The sequence below is a fragment of the uncultured Bradyrhizobium sp. genome, assembly GCF_936943645.1.
Lineage (GTDB): Bacteria > Pseudomonadota > Alphaproteobacteria > Rhizobiales > Xanthobacteraceae > Bradyrhizobium.
On the sequence record NZ_CAKZJO010000010.1, the window covers coordinates 19,136 to 37,200 of the forward strand.

Sequence of the window (18,065 nt, forward strand, 5' to 3'; positions counted from 1 at the left end):
ATCCGCGGCGCCCGTGACGGGCGCCGCGGTTCTATAACGAAGCGAGTTGAATTCGTGTCCGTGCTCGACCAGAACGCCATCGACATCAATCCCCGCATCTCCGAGGCGGAGGTCGGCGACTACATCGCGCTCTTGAAGCCGCGGGTGATGTCGCTGGTGATCTTCACCGCGCTCGTCGGGATGGCGATGGCGCCGGGACACTTCCACCCCGTGCTGGCCTTCACCTCGCTGCTCTGCATCGCCGTCGGAGCCGGCGCCTCCGGCGCGCTCAACATGGCACTCGAGGGCGACATCGATTCCAAGATGTCGCGCACGGCGAACCGGCCGATCCCGCGCGGCCGCATCACCCGCCCCGAGGCGATGGCGTTCGGCCTGACGCTGTCGTTCTTCTCGGTGATGACGCTCGGCATCCTCGTCAACTGGATCGCAGGTAGCCTGCTCGCCTTCACCATCTTCTTCTACGTCGTGATCTATACGATGGGCCTGAAGCGCTGGACTGCGCAGAACATCGTGATCGGCGGCGCCGCCGGCGCGCTGCCGCCGGTGGTGGCCTGGGCTGCCGTCACGGGCACGGTCGACGTCGAGCCGCTGCTGCTGTTCGCCATCATCTTCTTCTGGACCCCGCCGCATTTCTGGGCGCTGGCGCTGTTCCGCTCCGACGACTATGCGCGGGCCGGCATTCCGATGCTGCCCAACGTCGCCGGTCCCGACGCGACGCGGCTGCAGATCCTGCTCTACACCGTCGTGCTGATCGCGGTCGCCGCCGCGCCCTGGGCGCTCGGCTATTTCGACGCGATCTACGGCATCGTCTCGCTGATCCTCGGCGCCGGCATGCTGGTGCTCGCGATCAACGTCTATCTGCGCCGTGAGCGCAGCCAATCGCTGCGCGCGACCCGCAAGCTGTTCGCCTTCTCGATCCTCTATCTGTTCGCGCTGTTCGCGACCCTGCTGGCCGAGGTCGTGTTCCGCGCGCTGGCTCCGATGGTTGGGGGCGCATGATCACCGCGATGGCCGACAAACCCGAGACAGACGGAATCGTCCTTACCGAGGCGCAGAAGAAGAGCCGTCGTCAGCGCTCGATTGCCATCGCTCTGGCGCTCGGCGTGCTCGTGGTGCTGTTCTTCGCCGTCACCATGGTCAAGGGACCGGCCGTTCTCGTGCGGCCGATGTAGCAAACATGGATCACGAGCCCACCATATCGCAGGATGTCAGCGCCAGGCCGGCCAAGCGCCGCGGGCTGGGTCGTGATGTCGTGGTTGCGTCGATCTGCGGCGGCGTGGTCGCCCTGATGGTCGGCGCTTCCTACGCGGCCGTGCCCTTCTACAACTGGTTCTGCCGCGCCACCGGCTTCAACGGCACGACGCAGGTGGCGACCTCGACGCCGGCCACCGGGCCGATCGCGCGAAAAATCTGGGTGCGCTTCGATTCCAACGTCGCGCCCGGCCTGCCCTGGAAGTTCGAGCCGGAGCAGAACGAGATCGAGGTCAATATCGGCCAGGTCGTGACGATCTTCTACACGGTGACCAACCAGGCCGCGCGCACCACGGCGGCCCAGGCTGCCTACAACGTCGCGCCACTGACGGTCGGCTCCTACTTCCAGAAGATCAACTGCTTCTGCTTCACCGAGCAGATCATGGCTCCGGGCGAGAAGCGCGAGATGCCTGTCGTCTTCTACGTCGATCCGTCGATTGCCGACGACCACGAGAACGACGGGCTGAACACCATCACGCTGTCCTACACCTTCTATCCGGTGAAGGATCCCGTGGTGAAGCCGCTGGCATCGGGCGAAGGCGACAAGCGCAAGGGAAATCTCTGACCGCGGGCCTCGCGCCCGATGGTCGGAACAAGGGGATAAGTGCCTGACAGGCACGGGATTGAGGAGAGAGACCGCAAATGGCAACGGCGCACACCAAGCATCACGACTATCACCTGGTCGATCCGTCGCCTTGGCCGGCCGTCGGTTCGGTCTCAGCCTTCATCATGGCGGTCGGCGCGATCACCTGGATGCATCACATGTTCTCGGCCGCGCCGATCGTGTTCGGCGTCGGCACCGTGGGCGTGCTTTACACGATGGCGAGCTGGTGGGGCGACGTGATCAAGGAAGCCCAATACAAGGGCGACCACACCCGCGTCGTGCAGCTGCATCACCGCTACGGCATGATCCTGTTCATCGCCTCCGAGGTGATGTTCTTCGTCGCCTGGTTCTGGGCCTATTTCAACGCCGCGCTGTTTCCGGCCGACGCCGTCCACGCCACCCGCGACGCCGTGTTCGGCTGCGGTCTCGGCACCCAGGCCGGCGCCTGCGCGGTCCCCGGCACCTGGCCGCCGAAGGGTATCGAGACTTTCGATCCCTGGCATCTGCCGCTGTTGAACACGCTGATCCTGCTGACCTCGGGCACCACGGTGACCTGGGCGCACCACGCGCTGCTCGAGAACGACCGCCAGGGCCTGAAATACGGCCTGATCCTCACCGTCGTGCTGGGAGCGCTCTTCACCTGCGTGCAGGCCTATGAGTACAGCCACGCGGCGTTCTCGTTCGGCGGCAACGTCTACGGCGCGACCTTCTTCATGGCGACCGGTTTCCACGGCTTCCACGTGCTGGTCGGCACCATCTTCCTGCTGGTCTGCCTGTTCCGTGCCTATGCCGGCCACTTCACGCCGAAGCAGCACCTCGGCTTCGAGTTCGCCGCCTGGTACTGGCACTTCGTCGACGTGGTCTGGCTGTTCCTGTTCCTCTGCATCTACGTCTGGGGACACGGCGCCGAGGCCATGGCCCACGGCGCGCACTGAGCCGCATCGAATCGACCACAAAGGGCGGCCGCAGGGCCGCCCTTTCGCTTTTGGTCCGCCGGAAGTTTCGGCGAAAATTGTGATAGAGTCCGCCATCATGAACGACACTGCCGGCAAGACCGAGCCCGAGACCACCGTCCTGCAGAGCGCGCTGCGCGGGCTTGCCTGCAGATGCCCGCGCTGCGGCCAGGGCAAGCTCTATGCGGGTTTCCTCAACCTTGCGCCCGCCTGCGACCGCTGCGGCCTCGACTACGCCTTCATCGACACCGGCGACGGTCCGGCGATCTTCATCATCATGCTGGCCGGCGGCATCGTCGTCGCGGCGGCGCTCATCGTCGAGGTCAAGTACCAGCCGCCCTACTGGCTGCATGCGGTGTTGTGGTTGCCGCTGATCCTGGCCACCACGCTGCTGCCGCTGCGGGCGATGAAGTCGCTGCTGATCGCGCTGCAATTCCACCACAAGGCGGCGCCGGGCCGGTTGGTCGACCGCGCGAAATGAACGAGCCCGCACGCAAGCCTCGCGTGGCCGGCTTCGCGCTGTTCACGCTGTTCCTGACGGCCGTCTTCCTCGCGCTCGGCTTCTGGCAATTGCAGCGGCGGACCGCCAAGCACGAGCTGGTCGCAGCCCTTACCGAGCGCCTCGCCGCCGCGCCGGTCGCGCTGCCGCCGCCGACGCTATGGGCCGAACTCAATCCCGCGCGTGACGAATTCCGCCGCGTCAGCTTCACCGCGACCTACGCGGCCCTGCCCGATGCGATGGTCTATTCCTCGGGCTCCGCGGTGCGCAAGGACGCATCAGGCCCCGGCACCTGGGCGTTCCTGCCGGCGCGGCTGCCTGACGGCGAGACGGTCGTGATCGATGCCGGCTTCGTCGAGAACACGATGCAGGACCGCAGCGTCGAGGATCGCGCGGTGAAGAAGCTCGTCACCGGGCAGCCGGTCGCGCTCACCGGCTATCTGCGCTTTCCGGAAGGCGCCGGCTGGCTGACGCCGGCGGAGAATCGCGACAAGCGGCTCTGGTTCGTGCGCGATCATCCGGCCATCGCAAGCGCGCTTCAGTGGGGTGCGGTGGCGCCGTTCTATGTCGACCTCGAGCAGCCGGTTCCGGAGAACGGCATCCCGCGCCCGGGGCCGCTCGACGTGCATCTGAAGGACGATCACCTGCAATACGCCGTCACCTGGTTCATGCTCGCAGGCGCCGTGCTGATCGCCTTCGCGGTGTGGGCAAGGGGCCGGCGGCAGAGTTGAGGCGATCGGTTTCCGTGCGGGAACCCGGTATCGCCCGGGGTTTATTATTCAGCGCATATTCACGAGTGTGATCCTAAGCCGCCGATGTTTTTCCGCGGCAGACAGGATTGCGGCGTGAGCGATTTCGATCAGATGGGAATTGTCGTCGACTGGGTGGATGCCTGCCGGAAGGGCGACCTCATGATGTTGCTCGACCTCTATGCGGACGACGCCCAGGTCGAATGCACCTGCAATGGCGCGCGGCGCTACCGCGGCCGGAGCGAGCTGGAAGCCTATTGGCAGCCGCGGCTCAGCGCGTACTCGTTGGCGGGTTTCGGGCTGGAGGAGATCCGCCCGGTGCCTCATGGCGTCGATCTCGAATATTCCGTCGCGGGCGCGCTGCGGATTCGCGCCTCGTTTCGCTTCAGTTCGGACGGCAAGATCCACAGCACGTCGTGCGAGCCGGCGCGACAGAACGCGCATGATGGCTGCGCGTGCTAGCGGTTGACCGGCGCCTCGCGCGCCATCTCGGCCGGCAGGCGGCAGCGGACATAGGTTCGCTCGTCCACGCGCAGCAGTGACAGCGATCCGCTGAGCGCCCGCACGCGCTCGTGCATGCCGGTGAGGCCGCGGCCGAAGACATTGTCGGCGGGAAAGCCGCCGCCGTCGTCGGCGATCTCGATGACGAGCGTCCCGCCGGCGACGGTTGCCTGGACATGGGCGCTGCCGGCCTTGGCGTGGCGCAGCACGTTGGTGAGTGCCTCCTGGATCACCCGGTAGACGGTCCGGGCCAGCGGCCCGTCGATCACGTTCAGATCCGGATCGATCGTGTCCGTCAGCGCGATGTGCGGCGCCTGCTTGCGAAAATTCCGGAGCAGCGTCTGCACGCTGGTCGCAAGGCCGAGCTCCTCGATGTAGAGCGGCCGCAGCCGATCGAGGATGCGCCGGTTGGTCTGCTGCAGCGCCTCGACCGATTGCAGCACATCCTGAGCCGAATTGCCGAGATTTCCCGCCTGCGGCTCGGCGTCGATCAGGGCGATCGTGCCGGCGCGGATGGCGAACAGCAGCGGTCCGAGCTCGTCGTGCAATTCGCGGGCGAGATCGCGCCGCTCGTCGTCCTGAAGCGACACCAGGCGATGAAGCAGGTCGCGATTGTGCTGGCTCAATCGGGCGAGCGTCGTGGCCAGGGCATTTGCTTCTTCGCAGCTTTGCCGGATCTCGGGCGGTCCCCCGACCGGGATTGGCGTCGCGTAATCGCCGCGCCCGATGCGCGTCAGGCCTTGGCCGAGATTTTGCAACGGGCGCAAGGCAGATTCCGCGAACACATAGGCAATGATACCGGTGAGTATCATCAGCACGGCGACCAGGCCGGTCAGCGCGAGGAAGCCGATCCACTTCTCGAACAGGTCTGCCGACAAATCCGGCAGGAACACGAGATCGCCGACATGTCTGCCGTCAACGACCACAGGAGAGGCGGCATCCATCTCCGGTATGGTCAACAGATCGACGAACCACCTTGGAACAACCTTCAGGTTGCGGGCATCATCCTTCGGGGAGACGGGAGAACCATCTTCTATGCGGCGGAATTGGATATCGGAGGAGGTGTCCAGCGACTGGACGAAGGCATCCAGCGTCTTTTGAGGATTGTCCGAGACGCGCAGCGTGTTGTTGAGTGCAGTGGAGATGATCCGGATCGAGCGTCGGGCCGGCTCGTTCTCGTCGGCGAGCTGACCGGTTGCAAATATCTGCAGCAATATACCGCCCAGGATCAGCGCAGCGAGAAAACTTGCGCCGAGCGGAAGAAACAGTTGCGTTCTGAACGAGAGTCGGTGCCACATTAGGTCAATTCTAACGCGCATCGGGAGAATTTGCTCTTTCCATTTGTTCCCGCCGGTTTATGAGTTGAAAAACAAGAGAGCGCGCGATGCAAGATACCGCCAAACCGGGGACCCGGGTCCTGATAGTCGACGACCATCCCGTGGTGCTGTCCGGTTGCCGCACCCTGTTCGCGGCGGACCATTCGATCCGTATCGAGGAGGCGACGGACGCCAAATCCGGCCATCGCGCCTATGTGAGCAAGCGGCCCGACGTCACCGTGATCGACATCAGCCTGCCCGACGTCTCCGGCTTCGAGCTGATGCGACGCATCCGCAAGGACGATCCCGACGCCAAGATCATCATGTTCAGCATGAACGACGATCCCGCCTTCGTGGTGCGGGCGGTCGAGCTCGGGGCGCAGGGCTACGTCTCCAAGGGCGACGATCCCAGGATCCTGCTCAAGGCGGTGCGCAAGGTGGTGGCGGGCGACAATTTCATCTCCCCGCAGCTTGCCGAAGCCGTGACGTTCTCCGGCGCGGCCATCAAGGCCAACCCGGCCTCGCAGATGACGCCGCGGGAGCTCGAAATTCTCCGTCTGCTCGGACGCGGCGACAAGATCGTGGAAGTGGCCGAGGCGCTCGGCATTTCCTACAAGACGGTCGCCAACACCACGTCCTTGCTCAAGCAGAAGCTGGGCGCCAAGAACCATTCCGACCTGATCAGGATCGCGGTGGAAATCGGGATGAATTGACGGTCCGCCGCGGGCGGACCAGTGCCGATCCATGTCCGAGATATCCGGGAATTCGGGAAAGGGCGGCAACACGCAGGCGTGCCGCGGCCTAGTGATGCGTGCTGCGGCTTGGCCAAGCTTTGGGGAGCCGAGCTGGATCGGGAAAAATAGGAACATTTTCTCGCATATCTCGTTTTCGGCCTTGACGGTTTCGTGACAGGCGACGAAAGGTTGCGCGAACAGTTTTGACGGGTCATCCGACCCCGACGAGGCAAACCGGGTCTGCACACATCAACGACAGACCTTCCAAGAGAGGGGCTGCGGCATCGCCGCAGCCCTTTTTCGTTGGGCCGGGGAGCGGCGGGAAGCGGTTTCCCGATGCCGCAAAACACTTTATGGTGGCCCAAAGCCTCTGGCTGTTAACAAGTAGTTTCATAGAATCAAAGGCTTAACGAGCGGCTCAGGCCGGCCGGCCTTTGGAGGGCAGTTTGACTCGTTATATCTCGACCCGGGGCGAGGCCCCTGAACTCGGCTTCTGCGACGTGATGCTGACCGGGCTTGCCCGCGACGGCGGCCTGTATGTGCCGACCGTCTGGCCGCAGCTCTCCACTGATGCCATCGCCGGCTTTTTCGGCCGCCCCTATTGGGAGGTCGCGGTCGAGGTGATCCGTCCCTTCGCCGGCGGCGAGATCTCCGATGCCGAGCTCGGCCGCATGGCGAACGAGGCCTATGCCACCTTCCGCCATCCCGCCGTGGTGCCGCTGCGCCAGATGTCGCCGCACCAGTTCGTGCTGGAGCTGTTCCACGGCCCGACGCTCGCCTTCAAGGACGTGGCGATGCAGCTGATCTCGCGGCTGATGGACCACGTGCTCGCCAAGCGCGGTCAGCGCACCACCATCGTGGTCGCGACGTCGGGCGATACCGGCGGTGCTGCTGTCGAGGCCTTCGCCGGGCTCGAGAATGTCGATCTCATCGTGCTGTTCCCGCACGGCCGCATCTCCGAGGTGCAGCGGCGGATGATGACGACGACGGGCGCCGACAATGTCCATGCGCTCGCCATCGAGGGCAATTTCGACGATTGCCAGGCGCTCGTGAAGGGGATGTTCAACAACCATCGCTTCCGCGACGCGACCTCGCTCTCCGGCGTCAATTCCATCAACTGGGCGCGCATAGTCGCTCAGGTGGTCTACTATTTCACCTCCGCGGTTGCCGTCGGTGCGCCCGCGCGCGCGGTCGATTTCGTGGTGCCGACCGGCAATTTCGGCGACATCTTTGCCGGCTACGTCGCCAAGCGCATGGGACTGCCGGTGCGCACCCTGCGCATCGCCGCCAACGTCAACGACATCCTGGCGCGTACCCTGAAGACCGGCATCTACGAGGTGCGCGAGGTGCACGCCACGGCCTCGCCCTCGATGGACATCCAGATCTCCTCGAATTTCGAGCGGCTGATGTTCGAGGCCGGCAAGCGCGATGCCGCCGCCGTGCGCCGCCTGATGGATTCGCTGAAGCAGTCCGGACGTTTCGTGCTGCCCGATGCGACGCTCGCCGCCATCCGCGAGGAGTTCGACGCCGGCCGCGCCGACGAGACCGAGACGGCGGCTGCGATCCGCGCCGGCTGGCGCGAGGCCGGCGAGCTGGTCGATCCCCACACCGCGGTGGCGCTCGCCGTCGCTGATCGCGACACCACCGATACGCGGGTTCCGAGCATCGTGCTCTCGACCGCCCATCCGGCCAAATTCCCCGATGCTGTCGAAGCGGCCTGCGGCCAGCGGCCGCAACTGCCGGCCTGGCTCGATGGATTGATGACCAAATCCGAACACATGAAGGTGATGAAGAACGATCAGGCCGAGCTCGAGCGGTTCGTGTTGTCGGTCAGCCGCGCTGCAAAGCAGGGAGTTGCCGGATGAGCGTCGAGATCACCAAGCTTGCCTCCGGCCTGACCGTCGTCACCGACAAGATGCCTCATCTGGAAACCGCCGCGCTCGGCGTCTGGGCCGGCGTCGGCGGGCGCGACGAGAAGCCGAACGAGCATGGCATCTCGCATCTGCTCGAACACATGGCGTTCAAGGGCACGACGAAGCGCTCCTCGCGCGAAATCGTCGAGGAGATCGAGGCGGTCGGCGGCGACCTCAATGCCGGCACCTCGACCGAGACGACGTCCTATTACGCGCGGGTGCTGAAGGCCGACGTGCCGCTCGCGCTCGACGTGCTCGCCGACATCCTGGCCAATCCCGCCTTCGAGCCGGACGAGCTGGAGCGCGAGAAGAACGTCATCGTGCAGGAGATCGGGGCCGCGCAGGACACGCCCGACGACGTCGTGTTCGAGCATCTCAACGAGCTCTGCTATCCCGACCAGCCGATGGGCCGTTCGCTGCTCGGCACGGCCAAGACGCTGCGCAGCTTCAACCGCGACATGCTGCGCAGCTATCTCTCCACGCATTATCGCGGGCCCGACATGGTGGTGGCGGCGGCCGGTGCGGTCGATCACAGCCAGGTCGTCGCCGAGGCCGAGAAGCGCTTTGCGAGTTTCGAGGCGGCGCCGGGCCCGAAGCCGCAAACCGCTCAATTCGGCAAGGGCGGCGCCAAGGTGGTGCATCGCGAGCTGGAGCAGGCGCATCTGACGCTGGCGCTGGAAGGCGTGCCGCAGGCCGATGCGTCGCTGTTCTCGCTCCAGGTCTTCACCAACATCCTCGGCGGCGGAATGTCGTCCCGCCTGTTCCAGGAGGTGCGCGAGAAGCGCGGTCTCTGTTACTCGATCTACTCGTTCCACGCGCCCTATACCGACACCGGCTTCTTCGGCCTCTACACCGGCACCGATCCGGCCGATGCACCGGAGATGATGGAGGTCGTGGTCGACATCATGAATGAGTCGGTGGAAACGCTGACCGAGGCCGAGATCGCACGGGCCAAGGCGCAGATGAAGGCGGGCCTCCTGATGGCGCTGGAGAGCTGCTCGTCGCGCGCCGAGCAGCTCGCCCGGCATATTCTCGCCTATGGGCGGCCGCAGACGGTCGAGGAGCTGGTCGGCCGGATCGACGCGGTCAGCGTCGAATCGACCCGGGACGCGGCGCGTGCGCTGCTGGCGCGGAGCCGGCCTGCCGTTGTCGCATTAGGCAGTGGCAGGGGTCTGGACACGGCGGTATCTTTTGCGGAAGGATTGACCCGGGCGCGTGCCAAGGCGCGGCTGCATTAGGAGCCGCGCAACGGCGAGACCGCCCCGGGAAGCATCACCATGGCCCTCTTTCGCCTGCCGTCCAGTGGACCCGCCACCCTCGCGCCGCGTGGCAACGGGCTGCTCTTGCGCGCACCGCAGATGTCGGACTTCCTGCAATGGGCGCATTTGCGCGAAACCAGCCGTGACTACCTGACGCCCTGGGAGCCGATCTGGCCCTCGGACGACCTGACGCGCTCCGGCTTCCGTCGTCGCCTGCGCCGCTACTCCGAGGATATCGCCGCGGACCGCTCTTATCCCTTTCTGATCTTTCGCGAGCTCGACGGCGCCATGGTCGGCGGCATCACGCTGGCCAATGTCCGGCGCGGCATCGTGCAAGCCGGAACCATCGGCTACTGGGTCGGTCAGCCCCATGCGCATCGCGGCTACATGACGGCGGCGCTGCGGGTGCTGCTGCCGACGCTGTTCGGTGAGCTGAACCTGCACCGGGTGGAGGCGGCCTGCATCCCCACCAATGCGCCCTCGATCCGGGTGCTGGAGAAATGCGGCTTCTCCCGTGAGGGGTTGGCGCGCCGCTATCTCTGCATCAACGGGATCTGGCAGGACCATTTGCTGTTCGGCCTGTTGCACGAGGATTTCCGCGGCTGAGCTGCCCAGTTCGTGTGGCCAAATCCCCCTTTTTGCTGCCTTGGGTTCGCCGATTTTGGCGATATAAGGCGCTGGGCCTCCCGGGGATCCGCCGGGTTTTGTCATGGAGTACGGGCTTTGATGGGGAAGCAGCTTCGGTCATCGCGGAATGTGCTGCGGCGAATGCCGGCGATCGCACTTGCATTGTCGGTGTCGTTCGCGGCGGTTTCGCCGGTTGCGGCGCAGTCATTGACCGACCGTTTCAAGAGCCTGTTCGGCGGCAAATCCGACGAGCCGGCCCCGCCCAAACCGGCGCCCGCACCCGGCCAGCCGGCGGAAGACGATCTCGATTGCCCGCAAGTGACGGTGCGCGCGGGGGCCTCGACCTACGCGGTCGGCGCCGGCGGCAAGCCGGCCGTCGGCAATGAGATTCGCTTCCAGGCCACGATCACCAAGATGGCGCGCGAATGCGCCCGCAGCAGCGCCGGTATCACCGCCCGGATCGGCATTCAGGGCCGCGTCATTGCCGGCCCCGCCGGCGCGCCTGCCACGGTCGAGGTGCCCTTGCGCATCGCCGTCGTGCAGGGCGGCGTCGGCGAGAAGGTGATCGCCTCGAAGGCCTACCGGACCACGGTCGAGATGACGGATACCGGCAGCGTGCCCTTCACGTTCGTCGTCGAGGACATGAGCTATCCGGTGCCCGCGTCCGCGGTCGCCGATAGCTACATTTTCTATGTCGGCTTCGACCCGCAGGCGCTCTCGCCCGAGCCGAAGGGGCGGAAGAAGAAGTAGGGGATCAGTCTCCGCGCAGGCGCGTCCCATCAGCCAACGAACTTAGGGGGCAGATGGATTGTCTTCAATTAGTTTTTCCACCGTTGGCGAGAAACACCGACTTGGCAATTCCTTTCGTACCCAAAGTCGGGCTGCAATAGTCAGTCGTCTCAATCGCGAATCGTGAACGAGGTCGATACGACGTCTCGGGGAGTAAGAACTTATGGACGGTGGATCACATCCGACCACGCGAGCGGCGCCAAACCAAAAGATGTCTTCAATATCCGGCATGTTGTAGATGCGCTGAGGCGAAGCAAGGACCGAGCAAAAGAGATCAGCAATGCTAGCTGCGGAAGGATCGGGCGCACCAATTGCACCTGCGTGTTTCGCGCTGATCGGCAGACAGGCCAAATCTTCGAGTGGTTCTCCGACTGAAGTGAGACTGTGTGTCCATACTGGATAATCGGGCCATCGATATCCTGGATAGATGCCGCAGATCATCATTGCGATGCAGTAGAATGGATAAGCCCGTAGCTCTGCCGGATGTGCTGAAATTCCAAAATTCGCGTCCATAGCTTGCGCAAAATTCTCGCAAGCGGCGCGGGTGCGATGATCGATGTTTCGATCGATGGCCTCGATGAGATCGAACTGGATCAGGATAGCCGCTAATCGGGAAGCGGCGACGTGCCACCTGTCGAATGCACCACCCTTCGCGGCTGGCAGCCTCGCGAGCATTTCAGCAAGTGCGGCCTCTGCGCCACGGAGAATTGCTGATATGGTCAAACCAAACCTTTGGTCCTCGCCCTTATTCTTCGGGAGCCAATCAAACGATTGGGAGGCCCCTCGAGGTGTTTCTCTAACAAGCGAAACGAAATCAGTAACGTTCAAGGCAGGCTGTCGTTCGAATTCTTCACCTATCTCGGGGCTTGGCTCCAGAGGCTCAGTAGGTGGAAGTGGTATTATCCCTCCTCCATCCGTACCATCTGAGCGACCGCTTCCGAGATAAACGCGTTTAACAAACTCGGTTATCTCTGAGAGAGTTCCAAACGGTACTTCACCCTGTTGGTCCAACAGGCCGAGCTGAAAGCCGTGTCTCTCTCCGCCAAGGGCGGTCGCGGGACTCGCAATTGGTGTCGGTGTAAACGTCGGAGGTGCGAAGTAGAATACAGGCCTGTCCGAGAGTGTGTTTCCTCGCTCAAGATCGTTCGCTCTCCAACTCGCAAATGCCAACCCTCCCCGAGCATTGAGTGTATCGATATACCAGCTTGGTGGTTTGCGCATCCGATCGCTCTTGTTAGGTACGCGTGCGACCCGTAGTCGTCACCACGCGGATTGAAATGTTGCTTTCTGCCAAATGCCTTTCAGCTACGCGACGGCGTCGTCGCCAAAGGAGCTCGGCCATTCTGGTGCCCCCGCTGATGCTTCGATCTCGGATTCGTTCGTCCAATGCAACATCCGCGGCCGATAGGCGGACTTCCTCAATCGCACTGGGACCAAATGACTGATTTCTTAAAACCTCGATGTAGTCTTCATCGTCTAAAACGCCAGCAGAAATCATGGCGGTCGTTAGTAGTCGGTCGCTGCTAGGCCGTGTCGAGAGAACCTTGATGGCCGCTATTGGTGCCAAATCGCTTTTGAAGGTGCCGCGCATGGAATTCATGATGAGGGCGTGTTGCTGGGCCTCTGATTTTCGTCGATCGATACCTTGTCTTAGAGGATCTCTGATTAGGTCATAGGAGTTCCGGTCGAGTATTGAGAGCTGCGCATCCGTTGTCAGTCTCCGGAGAACAAGACAAAAATCCCCGTAAAATCCAATTCCCGCACCATTCAACTCTATAGCTGCAAAGTAGATTTGATGGGGCTTCAGGCCCGTGACCGTGGCGATTGCGGAATCGACAGTTTTCCTTTTTCTTGAAACTTTGGGGGCCTTCCCAATGCGTGGCTGTTTTTCAAGGTCATATGCATTCATGTAACGGCCTCCGCGGCAAAACGCCGGAACGTACGCCGATGACATGTTTGCTACGATGCGGGCGCCGCAGCTGTCGAAAGCACTGCCTCCGCAGACTGTAAGGTCAATCAGATTTGCGTTTGCCGAAGGGTAGTTATTTGAGTCGCCGCTAACTTCTCGGAGTCTCCGGACAAGAACATTTAGTTTCCGGCGCCAACTTGGAGCCTTCATTTGGAGAGTTCTTTCGCTGGAGGAGTCGGTTTAACATTGTCTAAGTTTGCAGCTGCAAATAATGCAATACTCAACACTCCAAGAGCAAAGCCTCCGAATTGGATAGTCATTGCTATCCGCCGTAGCCGCGTAATATTGTGTCGGGCTCTTTCCCCATCTGCCTGATTGTTCTTGTAGTCGCGGTAAGACGCATAAAATCGCTCCCACCCGTACAAGTTTCCCATCGCTCCAATGGTGGAAAGACCCAATGCTATCCAACCAAGCCACATAAGCCCTTCCCATTTAGGAACGGGAACGCTTGGTCGGAAGCTTACGGTAAATGCCAGCAGTCCAGTTGCAACTAGGAATGTCGTCTTGATTAGCTCTAGCCGAAACTGGTTCGCGAAGCCGATATCGGTCTGAAGCGCTGCAATAGTCGGAATAGGAGAAGTTGGAGGGCCGCTTGTGATCGTCATACCTGCTCCCCAAGTCAACCAAAAAGAGAGTATCAGGATATTAAAATCAGTAATTGTCAAGCGCGACAAACTGTTCAAACAAAAAAGCCGGCGCTCATCGCGCCGGCTTTTTGATGGGTGAAGGCAAATGCCTCAGTTCAGCTTCTGCCTGACCTCGTTGATGCCCTTGGCCAGCAGGTCGTCGGCGACCTGGCCCTTGACCGACTGCGACAGGATCGTGGAGGCGGCCTGGACGGCGGCTTCCGCGGCTGCGGCGCGGACATCGGCCAGCGCCTGGGCCTCGGCGAGCGCGATCTTGCTCTCCGCGGTCTTGGTCCGGCGGGCGACGAAGTCTTCCATCTTCGCCTTGGCGTCGGCCGCGATGCGCTCGGCTTCGGACTTGGCATTGGCGATGATGTCGGCGGCTTCGCGCTCGGCCGTCGCACTGCGCGCCTTGTAGTCGGCGAGCACCTTGGCCGCTTCCTGCTTGAGGCGCTGGGCGTCGTCGAGCTCGGCCTTGATGCGGGCGGCGCGATGATCGAGCGCGGTCATCGCCGACTTGAAGACCCCGAGATAGCCGAACACGACCATCAGGATCACGAAGGCGACGGCGACCCAAGTCTCTGGATCGAAGAACATATCGACTAACCCTTCAAGGACGCGTCAACGGCAGCATTGACCGAGGCCGCATCCGGAACCACGCCGGTGAGTTGCTGCACGATCTGGCCTGCCGCATCGGCCGCGATGCCGCGGACGTTGCTCATGGCGGTGGCGCGGGTCGAGGCGATGGTCTTCTCCGCCCCGGCGAGCTTGGCCGCCAATTGTTCTTCCAGCGCCTTGCGCTCGGCATCGGCCTGCGCATTCGCCTTGTCGCGGGATTCGTTGCCGATCGCCTGTGCCCGCGTGCGCGCCGCGGCGAGCTCGCTTTCATAGGCCTTCAGCGCCGCCTCGGACTGATCCTTCAGCTTCTGCGCCTCAGTGAGGTCACCCTCGATCTTGTTCTGGCGCGCCTCGATCGCACCGCCGACCTTCGGCAGAGCGAGCTTGGACACGATCACGTAAAGCAGGACGAAGAAGATCGCGAGCGACACCAGCTGCGAAGCAAAAGTGCTGCTCTCGAACGGCGGAAAACCGCCGCCGTGATGACCGCCATCGGCTTCGGTGTGAGCGCCCGCCGCCGGACCTTTTGCCCCGCCATGACTCTCGGCCATGGAGTACTCCTGTTGCTGTCACGCGCCGCTTCGGATGAAGCGGCGCGAAAGAAGTCGTTCTTTAGAAAACGAACAGCAGAAGCAGCGCGATCAGCAGCGAGAAGATGCCGAGCGCTTCGGTCACGGCGAAGCCGAAGATCAGGTTGCCGAACTGGCCCTGAGCGGCCGAGGGGTTGCGAACGGCTGCGGCGAGGTAGTTGCCGAAGATCACGCCCACGCCGACGCCCGCGCCGCCCATGCCGATGCACGCGATGCCCGCGCCGATAAGTTTTGCTGCTGTCGGATCCATTTTAGACTCCTTGGAAGAAAGATTGGGTTGTGGGTGGAAATTCCCCGGACAGCTCAGTGTCCCGGATGAATGGCGTCGTTGAGGTAGATGCAGGTCAGGATCGCAAACACGTAGGCTTGCAGGAACGCGACCAGAATCTCGAGCGCGTAGAGCGCGATCGTGAGCGCCAGCGGCAGCACGCCGCCGACCCAGCCGACGGCGCCGAGCGAGAAGCCCAGCATGGCGACGAAGCCCGCGAACACCTTCAGCGCGATGTGGCCGGCCAGCATGTTGGCGAACAGACGAATGCTGTGCGAGACCGGCCGCAGGAAGAACGACAGGATCTCGATGAACATGACCAGCGGCAGGATGTAGCCCGGGACGCCGTGGGGAACGAAGATGGAGAAGAACTTCAGGCCGTTCTTGGCGACGCCGTAGATCAGCACGGTGAAGAACACCAGCAGCGCCAGCCCGACGGTGACGATCAGATGGCTCGAGACCGTGAAGGTGTAGGGAATGATGCCGACCAGGTTCGAGACGCAGATGAACATGAACAGCGAGAAGATCAGCGGGAAGAACTTCATGCCTTCCGAGCCGGCCGTCGAGCGGATGGTTGAGGCGACGAACTCGTAGGAGATTTCGGCGACCGATTGCAGGCGCCCGGGAACCAGCTGCGTGCCGCTGGCGAGCATCAGGAGCGAGATGATCGCGACTGCCACCAGCATGTAGAGCGACGAATTGGTGAAGGCGATCGTGTGATTGCCGATATGGCCGATCGTGAAGAGAGGCTCGATGTTGAACTGGTGGATCGGATCGATTTTCATCGGCGCGGCATCTCTTGGTCTGCCGGGCGATGCCGGCGGGTCTCGGTCTGCCGGCCGGGCCGGCCCGTACCGGCGGAACCGGCACGATCATTCCTCTCCTGGTGGGATTGCCTTACGAACCACCGCGCCTGTTTTGACCCGCGCCTGCCGATCTCACCACATTCACCACGCCGGCCACGAAGCCGAGCAGCAGGAACACGATAAATCCGAAAGGCGACGTCGACAGCAAGCGGTCGAACCCCCAGCCAATCCCCGCTCCGACAGCGACACCGGCGACCAACTCGGAGGATAACCGAAAACCAAGCGCCATCGCCGAGGCTCTGGCCGCTCCGTCTCCACCGTCACCTGCGGGTTGCTCGGTCTTGATCCGGCGGTCGCGAAATTCGGACAACCGCTGATCGAGACTTCCGAGCCGTTCGGAAAGCGCAGCTTCATCGGACGATCTATCGCGATCTCCATTCTCGCCGTGTCCCGTGCCCTGTGTCATGCAACGAAGACCCGAAACGCCGCGGCTGAATGGAAATTGCGCCCGCCACCCTCAAAAGCCGCGCGGACCATACTGATGGCCTATAATCAAGTCAAGCCAAGTCACGATTGCGTCTCTTTCGATTATCTAATTGATTTGATTGACAATATCGGCGCGCACGGCAGCGCTGCACACAGCGTGACGCCGCACCGCAGCAGCTCGCTGCATGATCGGCGGACACGGTCGCCATTTCGCCGCGCTGCCGGGATCAATGGGGATGGCTGGATCGTTCATGTCCGGCGGGTGTTTTGGGCGGCGGATCGCCGCGCCGGGGTGTAGAATTTGCGGGAGTGCCACCTACGCGTCGTGGCGGAGAGCGCGATGAGACCAGTGACATCATCCACAACATCCTGGCTGGCGGCGGCGGCGTTCGCCGCGGCGATGGCCGTCGGTGGCGGCATCGTGGCCGCCCAATCCGCGCCCGATGGCGAAAACGGCCGCTACAGCATGACGCCCATCCCCGAGGGCGTGCTGCGGCTCGACACGCGCACGGGCACGGTTTCGACCTGCAGCAAGAACGGCGCCGGCTGGGCCTGCTACGCCGTGCCCGACGAACGGACCGCACTCGACGCCGAGATTGGCAGGCTCCAGGCCGAGGTCGAGAAGCTGAAAGGACAGCTCGCGGCGGGGCCGACGGTGTCGGGCAAGATCGACGAGGCGTTGCCGAAATCGGACCCGCTGAAGAAAGCCGAGCCCAAAAACGCCGAGCCTCGGGTCGCCGAGGGCGACCGCAAGATCGAGATCCCGCTGCCGAGCGACCAGGACGTCGATCGCGTGATGTCGTTCCTGGAAAAGGCCTGGCGGCGGCTGATCGACATGGCCAACCGCGTCCAGAAGGACGTGTCGGGGAAGATTTGACGCGTGGCGAGGGGCCGTCGTGGCGAGGTCTCGTAGGGTGGGCAAAGCGAAGCGTGCCCACGCGTTCTTCGTGGTCGAGAGAGAACGTGGGCACGGCGTAAGAACGCCTTTGCCCACCCTACGATAGCCTTCGAGTTGAGATACCTTTCATGACATCAGCCAAATCGATCACGCGCTCCGCACCATCATCAGTGCAAGCCACCATGATCGTCTCATCGCTCCTCACCGTGCAGACATCCGGCCGCGGCTTCACCGATCTCACCGCCGAAGCGGCAAAATTCATCGGCGAGATTCACGCGCGCGACGGCGCGTTGACGCTGTTCATCAGGCACACCTCGGCCTCGCTGACGATTCAGGAGAACGCCGATCCTTCGGTGCTCGTCGACCTCACGACCGCGCTGTCCCGGCTCGCGCCGGAGAATGCCGGCTGGACCCACGACACCGAAGGGCCGGACGACATGCCGGCCCACGTCAAGACGATGTTGACCGACGCCTCGCTCCAGGTCCCGGTCCTGAACGGCAGGCTCGCGCTCGGCACCTGGCAGGCGATCTATCTGATCGAGCATCGCAAGCGCCCGCACCGGCGCGAGGTGGTGCTGCAATTCGTCGGCAGCAATCAGTAGAGCGCCC

At 63.2% G+C, this 18,065-nt stretch carries 24 protein-coding genes; 15 read left to right on the forward strand and 9 right to left on the reverse strand.

The features are described 5' to 3' along the window. The first annotated feature begins 54 nt into the window (after positions 1–54). The 7 genes from Q0743_RS01095 (at position 55) to Q0743_RS01125 (ending at position 4,518) form a co-directional block, all read left to right on the forward strand. Positions 55–999 (forward strand): heme o synthase, encoded by a 945-nt coding sequence (locus tag Q0743_RS01095; protein ID WP_298239754.1) that lies wholly within the window; start codon positions 55–57, stop codon positions 997–999. After that, entirely contained in the window at positions 996–1,172 is a 177-nt protein-coding gene (locus tag Q0743_RS01100; RefSeq protein WP_063197888.1) for a hypothetical protein, read from the forward strand. The genes Q0743_RS01095 and Q0743_RS01100 overlap by 4 nt, the downstream gene beginning before the upstream one ends. 5 nt (positions 1,173–1,177) lie before the next feature. Continuing rightward, on the forward strand, positions 1,178–1,816 hold the full coding sequence (locus Q0743_RS01105; RefSeq protein WP_298239755.1) for a cytochrome c oxidase assembly protein: 639 nt from the start codon (positions 1,178–1,180) through the stop codon (positions 1,814–1,816). Positions 1,817–1,893: 77 nt separating this feature from the next. Then, entirely contained in the window at positions 1,894–2,790 is an 897-nt protein-coding gene (locus Q0743_RS01110) for a cytochrome c oxidase subunit 3 (RefSeq protein WP_298239756.1), read from the forward strand. Positions 2,791–2,887: 97 nt separating this feature from the next. Beyond that, entirely contained in the window at positions 2,888–3,289 is a 402-nt protein-coding gene (locus tag Q0743_RS01115; RefSeq protein WP_097657231.1) for a DUF983 domain-containing protein, read from the forward strand. Further along, positions 3,286–4,038 carry an SURF1 family protein gene (locus tag Q0743_RS01120; protein WP_298239757.1) on the forward strand — a complete coding sequence of 251 codons (753 nt, stop codon included), beginning with the start codon at positions 3,286–3,288 and terminating at the stop codon, positions 4,036–4,038. The genes Q0743_RS01115 and Q0743_RS01120 overlap by 4 nt, the downstream gene beginning before the upstream one ends. Positions 4,039–4,152: 114 nt before the next feature. Next, the gene (locus Q0743_RS01125; RefSeq protein ID WP_298239780.1) at positions 4,153–4,518 is read left to right on the forward strand and encodes a nuclear transport factor 2 family protein; all 366 of its coding nucleotides are present in this window, start codon (positions 4,153–4,155) and stop codon (positions 4,516–4,518) included. Here the strand turns inward: Q0743_RS01125 and Q0743_RS01130 are convergent. Continuing rightward, positions 4,515–5,855 carry an ATP-binding protein gene (locus tag Q0743_RS01130; RefSeq protein ID WP_298239758.1) on the reverse strand — a complete coding sequence of 447 codons (1,341 nt, stop codon included), beginning with the start codon at positions 5,853–5,855 and terminating at the stop codon, positions 4,515–4,517. The two genes, Q0743_RS01125 and Q0743_RS01130, sit on opposite strands and share 4 nt — an antisense overlap. 86 nt (positions 5,856–5,941) lie before the next feature. Here Q0743_RS01130 and Q0743_RS01135 point away from each other — a divergent pair, with 86 nt between their 5' ends. From Q0743_RS01135 to Q0743_RS01155, 5 genes are all read left to right on the forward strand, one after another. After that, a complete protein-coding gene (locus Q0743_RS01135) occupies positions 5,942–6,586 on the forward strand; it encodes a response regulator transcription factor (protein WP_097657234.1) in 645 nt (214 codons plus the stop codon). Between the two features lie 467 nt (positions 6,587–7,053). After that, complete coding sequence (thrC, locus tag Q0743_RS01140; protein WP_298239759.1) at positions 7,054–8,472, forward strand: threonine synthase; 1,419 nt, start codon at positions 7,054–7,056, stop codon at positions 8,470–8,472. After that, complete coding sequence (locus tag Q0743_RS01145) at positions 8,469–9,758, forward strand: pitrilysin family protein (protein ID WP_298239760.1); 1,290 nt, start codon at positions 8,469–8,471, stop codon at positions 9,756–9,758. The genes thrC and Q0743_RS01145 overlap by 4 nt, the downstream gene beginning before the upstream one ends. Before the next feature lie 39 nt (positions 9,759–9,797). After that, positions 9,798–10,385 (forward strand): GNAT family protein, encoded by a 588-nt coding sequence (locus tag Q0743_RS01150; RefSeq protein ID WP_298239761.1) that lies wholly within the window; start codon positions 9,798–9,800, stop codon positions 10,383–10,385. A gap of 120 nt (positions 10,386–10,505) precedes the next feature. After that, positions 10,506–11,156, forward strand: coding sequence for a hypothetical protein (locus Q0743_RS01155; RefSeq protein ID WP_298239762.1), 651 nt, complete (start codon positions 10,506–10,508; stop codon positions 11,154–11,156). A gap of 42 nt (positions 11,157–11,198) precedes the next feature. Here the strand turns inward: Q0743_RS01155 and Q0743_RS01160 are convergent, their stop codons facing one another. The 8 genes from Q0743_RS01160 to Q0743_RS01195 form a co-directional block, all read right to left on the reverse strand. Then, on the reverse strand, positions 11,199–12,023 hold the full coding sequence (locus Q0743_RS01160) for a hypothetical protein (protein ID WP_298239763.1): 825 nt from the start codon (positions 12,021–12,023) through the stop codon (positions 11,199–11,201). Positions 12,024–12,429: 406 nt separating this feature from the next. Beyond that, a complete protein-coding gene (locus Q0743_RS01165; RefSeq protein WP_298239764.1) occupies positions 12,430–13,104 on the reverse strand; it encodes a hypothetical protein in 675 nt (224 codons plus the stop codon). Positions 13,105–13,310: 206 nt separating this feature from the next. Then, positions 13,311–13,769: a hypothetical protein gene (locus tag Q0743_RS01170; RefSeq protein WP_298239765.1), complete on the reverse strand. Its 459-nt coding sequence runs from the start codon at positions 13,767–13,769 to the stop codon at positions 13,311–13,313. Between the two features lie 132 nt (positions 13,770–13,901). Continuing rightward, the gene (locus tag Q0743_RS01175) at positions 13,902–14,387 is read right to left on the reverse strand and encodes an ATP F0F1 synthase subunit B (protein WP_298239766.1); all 486 of its coding nucleotides are present in this window, start codon (positions 14,385–14,387) and stop codon (positions 13,902–13,904) included. 5 nt (positions 14,388–14,392) lie between these two features. Next, the gene (locus Q0743_RS01180) at positions 14,393–14,959 is read right to left on the reverse strand and encodes a F0F1 ATP synthase subunit B' (RefSeq protein ID WP_298239767.1); all 567 of its coding nucleotides are present in this window, start codon (positions 14,957–14,959) and stop codon (positions 14,393–14,395) included. Between the two features lie 61 nt (positions 14,960–15,020). After that, a complete protein-coding gene (locus tag Q0743_RS01185) occupies positions 15,021–15,248 on the reverse strand; it encodes a F0F1 ATP synthase subunit C (RefSeq protein WP_092238250.1) in 228 nt (75 codons plus the stop codon). A 53-nt stretch (positions 15,249–15,301) separates the two neighbouring features. Beyond that, on the reverse strand, positions 15,302–16,051 hold the full coding sequence (locus Q0743_RS01190; RefSeq protein ID WP_298239768.1) for a F0F1 ATP synthase subunit A: 750 nt from the start codon (positions 16,049–16,051) through the stop codon (positions 15,302–15,304). Between the two features lie 112 nt (positions 16,052–16,163). Continuing rightward, complete coding sequence (locus Q0743_RS01195) at positions 16,164–16,538, reverse strand: AtpZ/AtpI family protein (protein WP_298239769.1); 375 nt, start codon at positions 16,536–16,538, stop codon at positions 16,164–16,166. Between the two features lie 75 nt (positions 16,539–16,613). Here Q0743_RS01195 and Q0743_RS01200 point away from each other — a divergent pair, with 75 nt between their 5' ends. From Q0743_RS01200 to Q0743_RS01210, 3 genes are all read left to right on the forward strand, one after another. Continuing rightward, complete coding sequence (locus Q0743_RS01200) at positions 16,614–16,856, forward strand: hypothetical protein (RefSeq protein ID WP_298239770.1); 243 nt, start codon at positions 16,614–16,616, stop codon at positions 16,854–16,856. A 42-nt stretch (positions 16,857–16,898) separates the two neighbouring features. Continuing rightward, complete coding sequence (locus Q0743_RS01205) at positions 16,899–17,435, forward strand: hypothetical protein (RefSeq protein ID WP_298239771.1); 537 nt, start codon at positions 16,899–16,901, stop codon at positions 17,433–17,435. Between the two features lie 149 nt (positions 17,436–17,584). Further along, complete coding sequence (locus Q0743_RS01210) at positions 17,585–18,058, forward strand: secondary thiamine-phosphate synthase enzyme YjbQ (RefSeq protein ID WP_298239772.1); 474 nt, start codon at positions 17,585–17,587, stop codon at positions 18,056–18,058. Positions 18,059–18,065 lie beyond the last annotated feature (7 nt).